Here is a 12955-nt window from a genome sequence, read left to right as displayed (position 1 = left end):
CGATGTCGCGGTAGCGTTGCGGCATGGATATGATCCTCAGGCAATCGACCAGCCGGCCGCGCTTCGTCATGGCGCTCTGCCTGCTGGTCATTCTGGCGGTGTCCGGCGCCTATCTGTGGATGGCGGCGGGGGGCACGCTGGCCGGGATCGTGAGCGTACTGTGCGGTCCATCGGCCCAGGCCGGCCTCATGCCGTTGATGGCCATGTGGCTCGCCATGACGCTCGCGATGATGACACCGTCCGCCGTGCCGATGATCTCGGCCTATCTCGATATCGCTGAGGCTGCTGCGGCAAAACAGATGAAAGTCGTGCCGCCATTGGTGCTGGCGGCGGGTTATGGCGCGATTTGGCTGAGCTTCGCCTTGGCTGCGGCCGTCGGGCAATGGGCGCTTATGAAAACGGGCCAGACCGGAGCGCTGGAGGGCCGCTGGGCGGCGCTCGTGTTCATCGGCGCCGGGGCCTATCAGTTCACCACGCTTAAACATGCCTGTCTCAGTAAATGCCGCATGCCGATGCCGTATTTCATGGCGCATTGGACGGACCGGCCGCTCGGCGTCTTCCGCATGGGGATCGATCAGGGCGTGAACTGCTTCGGTTGCTGCTGGGCTCTGATGATGCTCAGCTTCGTGGCGGGACTGATGAATATCGTCTGGATGGCCTTCATCGGGCTCGTCATGGTGCTGGAGAAAACCATGCCGCAGCCCAAGGCGCTGTCCTATGGAATTGGCCTCGGCCTCATCGGCGCGGGGATTTATCTGATCATCGTCTAGGGAGAATGTAATGGCAGGCGAAGCGTGGCATATCAAAGGCGAGCTGGTGCTGTCCTGCAATTGTACCGTGTTCTGTCCGTGCGTGCTGTCGCTCGGAAAACATCCGCCTACGGAGGGATATTGCCAGACCTGGGGCGGCATCCGCATCGATGACGGCAAGTTCGGCGATGTCAGCCTGTCCGGCATCGCGCTCGGGCTCATCATCGAAATACCGGGCCAGATGAGCCGCGGCAATTGGAGCGCCGGCGTCTACATCGACAACAAGGCCGATATCTACCAGGTCAAGGCGCTGACCCGCATCATGACGGGGCAGGCGGGTGGCACCACGCATCTGCTCTCCATCCTGGTCGGCCGTTTCCTCGGCGTGTGGCAGGAGGATGTGCGTTATGAGGTCGAGGGCGATGTGCGCCGCTTCTCGATCCCCAAGATCATCGATGGCGAGATTGCGCCCATCGCCGGCAAGGCGGCGGGCCAGCCGACGACGATCGAGAACAGCCAATACTGGATCGGGCCGCAGATCATCGTGGCCCAGGCGCTGAAGAGCCGGTTCCGCGGCCATGGCCGCAACTGGGACTTCAAGGGCCGCTCGGCCGAGATCTGCGCGCTCGACTGGAAAGGGCCCTGAGGCCGGTCCAGGCCTCATTCTGTCTTATGCCTGTTGGGTACGCCCGATGAACTCGAGCATGAGCGATGCGGCCGTAGCGGCGTGTGTCTCGAGCAGGAAGTGGCCGCCGTCGAGAATGTGCGCTTCCATCCGCGGCAGAGCCTGCATCCAGGACTGGGTCTCGCGCAGATCGAAGAAGGCATCGTGTCTTCCCCAGAGCATCAGGGAACGCGGCTGCCGGCTTGCGAGATATTCGGCGATGGTGTCGAACCGGGCGACATAGTTTGCATAATCGGCGATGAGCGCCCGCTGCGTGTTCATGCGGCCCGGCAAGCACATGACTCGCCAGTCCTCCTCCCAGCTTTCGGCCGGGATCCGCGCGGCGACGTCGGGCGGGACATTCGCGATATACTGATCGCGCGTACCTTCGAATGTCAGATGCGCCGTCGCTGCCGTCTCGTTCTGCGGGGTCGGCCTGGACCAGTAAGCCATCGTCTCTTCCCATTGCGGCCCGAAGCCGGTTCGATGAGCGTTGGCGTTCTGGATGATGAGGCCCAGAACTTGTTCCGGCGCCTGCATGGCGATGTGAAAGCCGACCGACGCCCCGAAATCATGCAGGTAGACATAACGCGGACCTATCGCGAGTCGATCCAGCAGTTCCGAGATGGCCTGACCAAAAGTGGAGAACGAGACAGTCGGCAGGACGTCCGACTCGCCAAAGCCCGGCAGATCGGGCGCGATCACATGGGCGCTCTGCGACAGCTCAGGCACGATGTCCCGGAATGTACGTGCGGAACTCGGAAATCCGTGCAGCAGCAGTATGGCGGGCTTGGACGTGTCACCAGCCATGATGAAGGACAATTCCGCGCCGCTGGACAGGCGGAGTCTTTGCCGGGTAGCCGGACGCATTTGCGCAGTCCTCTCCTCAATCGTCGGTCGGGTCAAAGGTAATCCTATCAGAGGCACGCAGCTGCGATACGCGTGGGGCGATCGCAACGCCGGACTTTGAGATTAATATGGTAGCGACCCGCGGCGCCGCAAGGCGCATTTCGTGAGCGTGATCGGGTTGCAGTGGAAGAACTTGCCGAAGCCCGGCATGACCGCGACGTATCAGGCTGGCTTCAACACAGTCACCTGCATCGAGGGGCGGCGCGAGATTTCATCGTGGAAGGCCTGGAGATTCGGCCGGTCCTTGCGCCACTGCCAGTCGGGAATACGGAAATCGAGATAGGACAAGGCGACCGCCACCGCGATCGAGCCGGCGGTGATCTCGCTTAGATCCTTGATCCACGTCTTTTCGAGATCGTCGAACTCCGCCTTCACGCGCAGTTCCTGGCGGGCGATCCATTCGCGCCATTGCAGACCTTGGGGGCGCACTGCCGTCTCATAGCGGAAGGCGACACCTGCCTCAGCGACAGCCTGACCGAGTGCCTGCAAAGTGAGCACGCGGAAGCGCTTCACGCCGTCATCGGGAATGAGCGTCTTGTTGCCCGAGACATGGCACAGATACTCGACGATGACGCGCGAGTCATAGAGCGGATGATTGTGATCGGTGACCAGCACCGGCACCTTGCCGACCGGGGAAATGGCGTTTAGGTCGGGATTGACGGCCGTCGGGTCGGCTCTGGTCTGAACATGCTGGATCTTCGCGGCAAGTCCCACCTCATGGGCGGTAACGAGACACATGCGGAAAAACGGGGAAATCAGATCGCCATGGAGTTTCATTGCGGCATCTTACCCGGAGCTTCGCGTCTGTGTTAAGAGGTCGCCCGATATTTATCTGCAAGGACCCTAATGGCCGCGTTACCGCCCGTCACCAAGCGCCCCGATCCGATCATCGGCAAGCTCAAGGAAGTCATGGCCCTCGTCGGCAAGGGCGATCTTGCGGCGGCGGAAGCAGCGGCGCGCCGGATCCAGCAGGCGGAACCCGGGCATGCCGATGCGAACAACATCCTCGGAATCGTCCTGATCAACCGCAAGAATCCGACCGAGGCGGTCAAATATCTCGGTCTCGCCGCCAGGAAGGACCCGAGCAACGCGATCTATCTCAATAATCTCGGCTGCGCCTATCTCGATCTCGGGCTGATCGAGCTGGCCCAGGCACCCCTCGAGCGGGCGTTCGTCCTCAATCCCAAGCTCACCAAGACGTCCTGGCTCCTGGGCGAATTCTATCGTTTGGCCGGCAAGCCGGAGCGGGCCTTGCCGTATCACGAGATGGCCTGCCGCAATGAGCCGCAGAATGCTGAATACAAGTTCGCGCTCGGCAAGACACTTGAGATGCTTGACCAGACGGAGGACGCGCGCGCCTGTTTCGAAAGCCTGCGCCGCCATCCGGTACATGGCAATTTTGCTCTCTACAGGCTGGCGGTGAACGGGAGGCATGATCTGTCCTCGCCCTTGCTCGCCGAGATCGAAGACAAGCTTTTCATTCCACCCGCCAATAGGCGGGCGCTCAACGCATTGCATGTGGGTGCCGCCAGGATCCGCGAGCAGAATGGCGATTATGTCCGCGCCTTCACGCATTATCGGAAGGCCAACGAGGCTGATAGGATTCGCTTCGATCTCGGCCCATATCGGGCCTGGATCAATTCACTGATCGCGACCTTCACGCCCGAGGTCATCGCCAGGCATCAAGGCAAAGGCAGCGACAGCGATCTGCCGGTCTTTGTCGTCGGCATGCCTCGCTCCGGCACGACGCTGGTCGAGCAGATCATCGGGCGCCATCCCCAAGCGGTGGGAGCGGGTGAGCTCGACCGCATCTGGAGGATCGCCGGCAACGCCCAATATCGCAGCGACGTTGGGAAATTCCTGTCCATCTTCGCTGCGGCGGAGGGGCCGAAAATGGCGGCCATGGCGGAGAGCTACGTCAAGCTTCTCAAGTTCTTCGGGCCCGATGCGCGACGCGTCGTCGACAAGATGCCGCACAATTTCGAGTTTCTTGGCCTGATCGCGCTCTCGTGGCCGAATGCGCGTGTCGTCCATATGCGGCGCAATGCCGTCGACACCTGCCTGTCCTGTTATCAGAACCGGCTCACCGATGCGCATGGCTACAGCCGCGATCTCACGATACTCGGGCTCTATTACCGCGAATATGCGCGCCTCATGGACCACTGGCGGCGCGTGCTGCCGCTCAAGTTCCTCGATGTCGACTATGAGAAGCTCACCTCGGATTTCGAGGCCGAAGCGCGGCGGCTCATCGCATTCCTCGATCTCGACTGGGACCCGGCCTGTCTCACCTTCCATGAGGGAACATCCGCGGTGCGCACCTTCAGCCGCAACCAGGTACGCAAGCCGATCTATCAAAGCTCGGTGGGCCGCTGGCGGAACTATGAAACGCAGCTTCAGCCTTTGATCACCGCTTTAGGCGACAGGGCCTGACGCGCTAGAGCATCGGACCGAAAAGTGCGAAGCGGTTTTCGGATAATCCGATGCGCAAATCAAAGAGTTAGAGCGCCGGCCCGATTCTATGTGAGCGTCCGGCGCTCTAGGAAGCGGCTTCCTTCATCATCTCCTTGAGCCGCTGCGGGCCGGCCAGCACATCTTCCGGCGAAGGCGCCGCGCGCGTGCCGATCAGCCGGCGCGCCAGCATGTGATCGGCCGGACGGTTGATGGTATCGACGGCGATCAGTTTGTTCTCACGAAAGTGATGAATGGCGAAGGCGTTGTCCTCTGGCGATCCCGTCATCATCGTCCGGTCCGCATCGAGCGCCAGGCCCGCGGTCTGCAGCTTCATGTCGCCCTGGTCGGACCAGAACCAGGGGAGCTCGCGATAGGGCCGCGGCTGACCGACCAGAGTCTTGGCGGCATTGCGCGCCTGGTCGGTCGCGTTCTGCACGCATTCGAGCCTCAGCCTTCGTCCGACGTGAAACTGGTGGAAATTCGTGCAATCACCGATGGCGAGAATCGCCGGATCGGAGCTGCGCATATGGGAGTCGATCTCGATGCCGTTATTGACGGCAAGGCCGGCCCCAGCCGCGAGCTCGACATTGGGAAGGGCCCCCGTTCCGAGGATCACGATATCGGCCGGCAGGGTCCTGCCGTCGGCGAGCTTTACATGCGTGACCTTGGCGTTCGATCCGGCGAGGCCCGCGATCCGGGTGGCGACATGAAAGACTATGCCGGCGGATTCCGAGCGCGCGAGGATATGATCCGACATGGGCGGCGACACCGATCGGGCCAGCAGGCGCGGCACGGCTTCGATTACAATCACGGCATGGCCAAGCCCGGCCAGCGTATGGGCGATCTCGAGCCCGATATAACCGCCGCCGATGATGGCGACGGTCTTCGGCCCATCGAGCGCGTCATTGAGGCAGCGCGCATCGGCGAGGCTGCGCAGGCTCAACACGCCGGCAAGCGTGATGCCTTCAATCTCGGGCAGGCGCGCACGTGAGCCCGTCGCCAGGATCAGATTCGTATAAGCGAGCCTCGTACCATCGGCGAGCGTGATCGTCCTGGCTTTGGGCTCGATCGCGGTGGCGCGCGCGCCGCAAATGAGCTCGATGCCGTTCTCGCGGTAGAACTCGGCGTTGCGCAGTTCGAGCACCGGCGCCGTCGGCGTCTTGAGGAAACCCTTGGATAGCGGCGGCCGGTGATAGGGCAGGTCGGGCTCGTCGCTGATAAGCGTGATGCGGCCCTGATAGGCTTCCTGGCGCAGGCTCGCGGCAGCTTGCACGCCACCATGCCCGGCGCCAATGATGATGCAGTGATCTTGCGTAGTCATGACGGGGTAAGTGTAGTGACGCGCGAGACAATCTCAAGCCGATCAGCGACCTTAGCGCGGGATGCGAAAAAGTGGATACCGGTTTTTCGCCTCAATCCCGCGCTAAAATACTAGAATCGATCACGTTTTTGAGTTTGGACCGGCTCGGTCCAAACTCATCGTGATCTGGCGAAGTCATCCGCCATTCGATGAAGCGCCATCCCGCAAGAAAAAAGCCCGGCGGTAAAGCCGGGCTTGCGAAGTTGGCCGTCCAGGGAGAATTATTTCGCACCTGGCTGCGGAACGAGCCTCAGATAGGGTTTCAGCGTCTTCCAGCCGCCGGGGAACTTCTCCTTGGCGGCCTCATCCGACACTGAAGTGAGAATGATCACGTCCTCACCCTGTTTCCAGTTGGCGGGCGTGGCGACCGACTTGGTCGCCGTGAGCTGCAGCGAGTCGAGCACGCGCAGGATTTCGTCGAAATTGCGCCCGGTGCTCATCGGGTAGGTGATGATGAGCTTGATCTTCTTGTCGGGTCCGATGATGAAGACATTGCGCACCGTGGCGTTGTCCGCCGCCGTGCGACCTTTGGCATTGCCGGTCGCATTGGGATGGATCATGCCATAGAGCTTGGCCACGGCGAGTTCGGTATCACCGATCATCGGATAGTTGACGTCGGCGCCGGTGACATCCTTGATGTCGACCTTCCAGCGCTTATGGTCGTCGACCGAATCGACCGAGATGCCGATAAGCTTGGCGTTGCGCTTGTCGAACTCATGCTTCATGCGCGCCACGCTGCCGAGCTCGGTCGTGCAGACGGGGGTGAAGTCCTTCGGGTGGGAGAAGAAGACTCCCCAAGAGTCGCCGAGATAGTCGTGCAGTTTGATGCGGCCTTCAGTGGTATCGGCCTCGAAATCAGGCGCCACGTCGCCAAGTTGAAGTGCCATTTTTCGCCTCCATATGCTTATATTCCGTATTTATAGCCGAACGTTTGTTCTAAATAAAGAACAATCTCGTTTTACCGGTTGTGCATAAATAAGATGGGTTCCCTCGCCATGCAAATCAGTTCATTTTGCGCGCAAGAGCAAATCCCGCCAAAGTTGAAGACTTTGGCGATAAGGATTTGCTCCAACATATTGATTTGGCGCGAATCCTTTTCGGCGAAGTGATTCCACTTCGCCGGGATGCGCGCTCGAAGGATTATTCATGCGCTTCATTCTATCCATCCCGCTGATCGCCGTTGTGATGGTCATCTATGCGGCTTTTGCTATCGACTCCAATTTCTCGGCTGGATCCGCCTTCATGGACGCGGTGCTGCCGTCCGAGGCCGAATTGTTTCTCACCTTCGGCGACATCTTCGTGATCCTGGGGTTGGTGGCGCTGTTCTTCGAGATCATCAAGTCGGCGAGGCTTGGTCCCGGCACGGTCGTCGATCACATGCTGTCGACCGCCGTCTTCATTGTAGCCCTGATCGTCTTCCTGCTGGTGCCGGCCTTCGGCACCTCGGCTTTCCTGCTGCTCACCGTCATCGCGCTCATCGATGTCGTGGCAGGCTATACCGTCTCGATCTTCTCGGCGCGCCGGGACTATTCAGTCAATCGCGACGGGATGTAAGAATGGGCTTCAATGTGACGCTCGCCCATGAGATCGGTCTGACGCCGAGGGAAACGGCCATCCTCCGCAAACTGGCGACACCGGAGAGAGTCCAGGACTTCATCACCGGCATGCCGAGCAATACCGAACCCAATGGTGACACCTGCTATTCGGTGCGCATGGCGCTGCGCGAGAATTGCTGCCATTGCATCGAAGGGGCCTTCATCGCCGCCTGCGCGCTGATGCTGCATGGCGCGCCGGCGCTGCTGATGGATTTCCAGGCCCAGGGCGATGACGACCATGTGCTGGCGCTGTTCAAGCGCGGGCGTCATTGGGGCGCAATATCGAAGAGCAACTCCATTTGGCTCCGCTGGCGTGACCCGATCTACACCTCGCCGCGCGAGCTGGCGATGTCCTATTTTCACGAATACATACTGGGCCCGAAGAAGAGCCTGAGGCGCGTCTCGAAGCCTTTCGATATCGGCGCCTATCGGCCGGAGGACTGGATCACAGCCGAAAAGAATTGCTGGGACATGGCGGTCGAGATCGACCGCTCGCCACATGTTGCGCTCATCACCGCCGCCCAGGCCCGCCGGCTCAAATTGCGTGACAGCTTCGAGACCTATGCCGACACGATCAAGGAGTTCGTCGATTCTGAACAATCTGCCTTTCAGGCGGGAAGCGATCGTGGCTGAGTCAGGATGGCGGCCAGCATCTTTGAACAGGTGTCGTCAAGGCTCATGAACCAATGCGCGTCAGGCATTTCCGCCTTGAACTTGCTGTTGAATGCCTCGATGAAGGCATTGTCGGTTGGCTTGGCAGGCCGGGGAAAGTCGGGTAGCCCACCTACCATTTCCTGACGAGTGAGTTGCCAACGCGAAACCACGAAGGGAAGCCTCGCGCCCGCGGCGAGCTGGCGCCCGCACGTAACAAGGCAACTAGAGCAAATCCCGCCAAAGTTGAAGACTTTGGCGATAAGGATTTGCTCCAATATTGATTTGGTACGAATCCTTTTCGGCGAAGTGATTCCACTTCGCCGGGATACGCACTAATCGACATTGACTCGTCAGGTCTCCTTTGCCAGCTCCACACACAGTTCGAGCAGGCCAGCAGTAACTTCGCGCATGACTTTGCGCATCTCGTCGTAAGGGGGATGAAACGGGGTGGAAGCTCGGCTGCGCCCAAACTCGAGTGTGTAGGCGATTATCTTTCCTTTGCGACGATCCACGAAGTGGCGACTAAAGGCATAGTCGTCAGACGCGCCTGCAGTGGGATAGAGCCCCACCGATGGCTTCACCTTGTAGTCGCGTCCCCGCACTTGGCGAATGGCGCCAGACATTTGCTTGCCCATCCGGGACGCTAACACCACGTCGGCCGCTGGAAGGTACTCCCGATATACATTGTCATGTATTCGCCCACGCTTTCCATCGTATTGTGGGTTGAGGAAACTCATATGCGGGTCGTCTGACTGGTACTCATCGCCGCCCCAGCTGTGCAGGATGGTCTCGCCGTAACTGTGGAGATCAACCAGGTATTGGATGTTGGGAAATCGGTCTAGGAGCCAGATGACATTTCGTGTCTCGGGCTCGGAAGCTGGGCGGGGACCAACGTAACTTTCGTAGTCGCTTGGTTTGAAGGAGCTGTCCACCGTATTGGGAGCAAAGTGACGGTCAAAACGCCAAAGGAATGGATAGTTGCGATTGATGTCAACGCCGATAGATTTCGATCCGCGTCCTTTAGGTGCCGGTCGCCGATTTTTCCTCCACCAGGGATACCGCTCCATGCTGAAGTATCGCCCATCCGGGTTCACTTGCGGAAAAACAATGACATCGAGCTTCTCCACGATCGTGCGAATTTGGGCGGGAGTAAACACTTTATGACCCAGCCTGATGCTCTCTCCGTCACGGTATGCACGTAGCAGACGCATTCCGAGATATATGAGGATGTCCGGGCCGCCCCATTCGCGTCCGTGGACGCCGGCAAGGAAACAGACCGCCGGACGCTTCTTGCCAGTGCCCCTGCCAATACGGAAAGCGTGGCACTGTCGCTTCTCCCAGGTACGATGGGGTAGCGCTATGCGTTCGAATACACCGGGATGGTTTCTCTCGCCCAGCACGACCGCGGCTTCGACCTCGTCTACAGTGAGGTACCCGCCGGCCCAGATTACATCACCATAGCGGCCGCGCTTAAGGCGAGACTCAGCCGCGGCACGGCTTTGGTCCTGGCGCACACGACTAGGCGCATTGATTTCCTCAAGGAGCTTAACGCTGTAGCCCTTCTGCCGGAGCCAGTCGATGCGTTCGGCCGGGATATAAGCATCCACAACGATGCCGTGACGGGTTTCCTGGACTCCCACAACGACGGCCCGGAACTTGTTGCGAAGTTCCGATAGATGTCGCCGGTCGCGTCCCGTAACGGCCACGTGTGCTAGGGCCATTGTTCACCTCTGCGATCGCGACGCACCGCGTTAGCGCACGCACTGATTGGCGCGTAGGGCACGTCCTTCGGCCACTGGCGTCGCCACTCAGTGTACCGATGGTTTCAGCTAAACATGTCTACAAAGAATGTCATATCGACGCTAGTCTCCATCGAGATTGATGGATTGCATCACTGGGCCGCAGTGAGGTCCCTTAGTCTGCTTCCGACTCAAATGCGAAGTAGCCGGCATCGAACACCATTGCCGTTTCCGGGCTGAAAGCCGACATGATACGCACCTAGCTGAACTTCTCAAGTTGACCCAAAACGGCCTTTGTGAAAATTGGCAGTAGACGGGAAACGGAAGCTCTACTGAACGAGCAGGGTAAGGCGCAGCAGGGCTACGCCTTGATCCTCTCGCCCTTCGGATCATAGAAGCTCTGCAACTGCACCTTGGCCGGATAACGCTGCCAGGCGATCTCGACTTCCCATTTGCCGGCCTCGATCCATTCCTTGCTGACGCCGGCATCGTTCTTCACATAGCCCATGCCGAGCGAGGCATTGATGCGGTGGCCCCAGGCGCCGGAGGTGGTCGAACCGACGATGACACCGTCGCGATAGATCGGTTCCTCGTGATACATCATCGGCGCCTTGTCGCTGCCGTCGGCGAGCGCCAGGCAGACCATGCGCTTGGGCTGAACCTTGCGCTCGCGCTGCCTCTGGAGCGTTTCCTTGCCGATGAAGCCGCCTTGCTTGTCCCAGGCGAGGACGAAGCCGAGGCCCGCCTCGAGCGGTGTGTCCTCGTCGGAAATGTCGTGGCCCCAATGGCGATAGGCTTTCTCGACGCGGCAATTGTTCATCGTATGCATGCCGGCCAGCGTGAGGCCGAAATCGGCGCCGACCTCGAGGATGCGTTCGAAGACATGGCTCGCGAATTCGGTCGGGATATAGAGCTCCCAGCCGAGCTCACCGACATAGGTGATGCGGCTGGCCCGCACGCGGGCATAGCCGATCTCCATCTCCTTCGACGTCCCGAAGGGGAAGGCCTCGGTGGAGAGATCCATGCCGGAGAGCTTCTGGAGGAGCGGCCGGCTGTTGGGCCCCATCAGCGCGAACATCGGCAGGCCCGAAGTGACATCGGTCGCGATGCAATGGGCGCCGTCCGGCGTGTTCGTCTTGAGCCAGGCGAAATCGCGCGTCTGCGGGGCGCAGCCGGTGACAACCATGAACTTGTCGGGGGCGAGGCGGGTGACGGTGAGATCGGCCTCGATGCCGCCACGCTCGTTGCACCATTGCGTGTAGACGATACGGCCTTCGGCGACATCGATGTCATTGGCGGAGACCCTGTTCAGCACCTTCACCGCGTCCTTGCCCTGGACGAGATACTTGGAAAAGCTCGACTGGTCGAACATGACGACTTTGGACTGCAGCGCCTTGGCCTCGGCATCGGCATAGGGCCACCAGTTCTGCCGGCCATAGGAGTATTCATACCTCGGCTCGACGCCGCGCGGGGCGTACCAGTTGGGCCGCTCCCAGCCATTCACTTCGCCCATGCAGGCGCCGAGCGAAACGAGCTTGTCATGAATGGCGGAGCGGCGCACGCCGCGCGCCGTCTCGACCTGGCGATAGGGCCAATGCATCGCATAGAGGAGGCCGAGGCTTTCGACGGTGCGGTCATGCACATACTGGCGCACCGACTGGAAAGGATGGATGCGGCGGATATCGACGCCGTTCACGTCCATCGGCGGATGGCCGTTCTTGATCCATTGCGACAGGACAAGGCCGGCGCCGCCCGATGACTGGATGCCAATCGAGTTGAAGCCGGTTGCGACATAGAGATCCTTTATCTCCGGCGCTTCGCCAAGATAGTAGCGGTCGTCCGGCGTGAAGCTCTCCGGGCCGTTGAAGAAGAGAGCGATGCCGGCTTTTTCGAGCATCGGCAGACGCAGAACTGCGTCGTTGAGGATGGGCTCGAAATGATCCATGTCCTCGGGCAGCGTCTCGAAGGAATGGTCCTCGGCGATGCCTTCCGTGCCCCAGGGCTTTGCCACCGGCTCGAAGGCGCCGATCAGGAGCTTGCCGGCATCTTCCTTGTAATAGGTGCATTCGTCGGGCACGCGCACCACCGGCATGTTGCGCGGCAGCTCCTCGATCGGCTCGGTGACGATGTAGAAATGCTCGGCGGCATGCAGCGGGATATTGACGCCGATTGAGCGGCCGATCTCGCGTGACCACATGCCGGCGGCGATGACGACCTTGTCGGCGTAAATAGTGCCATCGATCGTCTCGACGCCGATCGCCTTGCCGTCCTTGGTCAGGATGCGGGTGACCTTGCTGTTCTCGAAGATCTGGGCGCCGTTCATGCGGGCACCGGCGGCCAGCGCCTGGGTGACGTCGATCGGATTGACCTGTCCGTCCTTGGGCAGAAAGACGCCGCCCACGGCGCCGTCGAGATTATAGTGCGGCAGGCGCTCCTTGATCTCGCCAACCGAGATGACATTCACCTCCAGGCCGAAGCTCTTCGCCATCGAGGCGCCGCGCTTCAGCTCCTCGAAGCGGCCCTCGGTCAGGGCGACGGACACGGAGCCGTTCTGCTTGAAGCCGGTGGCCTGGCCGGTTTCCGTTTCCAGGCCCTCGAAGAGGCCGGTCGTATATTTTGCGAGCTCGGTCAGGTTGCGGGAGGCGCGCAACTGCCCGACCAGGCCCGCCGCATGCCAGGTGGTGCCGCAGGTGAGCTGCTTGCGCTCGAGAAGCACGGTGTTCCTGATGCCGAGCTTGGCCAGATGGTAGGCGATCGAGGTGCCGACAATGCCGCCCCCGACAATGACGACATCGGCGCGGGCGGGAAGGGATTTCGACATGGGGGAAACCTGC

11 protein-coding genes and 1 pseudogene are annotated in these 12955 nt (G+C 60.6%); 5 read left to right on the top strand and 7 right to left on the bottom strand.

Annotated features, from left to right (window positions below; translation table 11 throughout):
* Positions 1–23 precede the first annotated feature (23 nt).
* Both G5V57_RS29055 and G5V57_RS29050 read left to right on the top strand, forming a co-directional pair.
* A complete protein-coding gene (locus G5V57_RS29055) occupies positions 24–770 on the top strand; it encodes a DUF2182 domain-containing protein (RefSeq protein WP_165171905.1) in 747 nt (248 codons plus the stop codon).
* 10 nt (positions 771–780) lie between these two features.
* Positions 781–1395 carry a DUF1326 domain-containing protein gene (locus tag G5V57_RS29050; RefSeq protein WP_165171903.1) on the top strand — a complete coding sequence of 205 codons (615 nt, stop codon included), beginning with the start codon at positions 781–783 and terminating at the stop codon, positions 1393–1395.
* Between the two features lie 24 nt (positions 1396–1419).
* Here G5V57_RS29050 and G5V57_RS29045 read toward each other — a convergent pair whose 3' ends face one another.
* Both G5V57_RS29045 and G5V57_RS29040 read right to left on the bottom strand, forming a co-directional pair.
* The gene (locus tag G5V57_RS29045; protein WP_165171901.1) at positions 1420–2283 is read right to left on the bottom strand and encodes an alpha/beta fold hydrolase; all 864 of its coding nucleotides are present in this window, start codon (positions 2281–2283) and stop codon (positions 1420–1422) included.
* Between the two features lie 201 nt (positions 2284–2484).
* On the bottom strand, positions 2485–3099 hold the full coding sequence (locus G5V57_RS29040) for a glutathione S-transferase family protein (RefSeq protein ID WP_165171899.1): 615 nt from the start codon (positions 3097–3099) through the stop codon (positions 2485–2487).
* A gap of 69 nt (positions 3100–3168) precedes the next feature.
* Between G5V57_RS29040 and G5V57_RS29035 the strand changes: the two genes are divergently transcribed.
* A complete protein-coding gene (locus G5V57_RS29035; RefSeq protein WP_165171897.1) occupies positions 3169–4752 on the top strand; it encodes a sulfotransferase in 1584 nt (527 codons plus the stop codon).
* Positions 4753–4858: 106 nt separating this feature from the next.
* Here G5V57_RS29035 and G5V57_RS29030 read toward each other — a convergent pair whose 3' ends face one another.
* Together G5V57_RS29030 and G5V57_RS29025 are read right to left on the bottom strand one after the other, a co-directional pair.
* Positions 4859–6094, bottom strand: coding sequence for an NAD(P)/FAD-dependent oxidoreductase (locus tag G5V57_RS29030; protein ID WP_165171895.1), 1236 nt, complete (start codon positions 6092–6094; stop codon positions 4859–4861).
* Between the two features lie 260 nt (positions 6095–6354).
* Positions 6355–7020 (bottom strand): peroxiredoxin, encoded by a 666-nt coding sequence (locus tag G5V57_RS29025; protein WP_165171893.1) that lies wholly within the window; start codon positions 7018–7020, stop codon positions 6355–6357.
* Between the two features lie 259 nt (positions 7021–7279).
* On the opposite strand from G5V57_RS29025, the gene G5V57_RS29020 reads away from it, so the two are divergent.
* The gene (locus tag G5V57_RS29020) at positions 7280–7687 is read left to right on the top strand and encodes a hypothetical protein (RefSeq protein ID WP_165171891.1); all 408 of its coding nucleotides are present in this window, start codon (positions 7280–7282) and stop codon (positions 7685–7687) included.
* A gap of 2 nt (positions 7688–7689) precedes the next feature.
* Positions 7690–8361: a hypothetical protein gene (locus G5V57_RS29015; protein WP_165171889.1), complete on the top strand. Its 672-nt coding sequence runs from the start codon at positions 7690–7692 to the stop codon at positions 8359–8361.
* A gap of 17 nt (positions 8362–8378) precedes the next feature.
* Here G5V57_RS29015 and G5V57_RS29010 read toward each other — a convergent pair.
* The 3 genes and pseudogenes from G5V57_RS29010 to G5V57_RS29000 all read right to left on the bottom strand — a co-directional run.
* Positions 8379–8501: pseudogene (locus G5V57_RS29010) on the bottom strand (integrase core domain-containing protein); the annotation flags it as partial.
* Positions 8502–8732: 231 nt separating this feature from the next.
* Entirely contained in the window at positions 8733–10103 is a 1371-nt protein-coding gene (locus G5V57_RS29005) for a M14 family metallopeptidase (RefSeq protein WP_165171883.1), read from the bottom strand.
* 379 nt (positions 10104–10482) lie between these two features.
* Positions 10483–12942 (bottom strand): FAD-dependent oxidoreductase, encoded by a 2460-nt coding sequence (locus G5V57_RS29000; RefSeq protein WP_165171882.1) that lies wholly within the window; start codon positions 12940–12942, stop codon positions 10483–10485.
* Between the last annotated feature and the right edge of the window lie 13 nt (positions 12943–12955).

Origin of the sequence: Nordella sp. HKS 07 (assembly GCF_011046735.1) — a bacterium.
Lineage (GTDB): Bacteria > Pseudomonadota > Alphaproteobacteria > Rhizobiales > Aestuariivirgaceae > Taklimakanibacter.
Note: the sequence above shows the minus strand (reverse complement) of the source record. Positions and strands in the feature narration are given on the sequence as shown.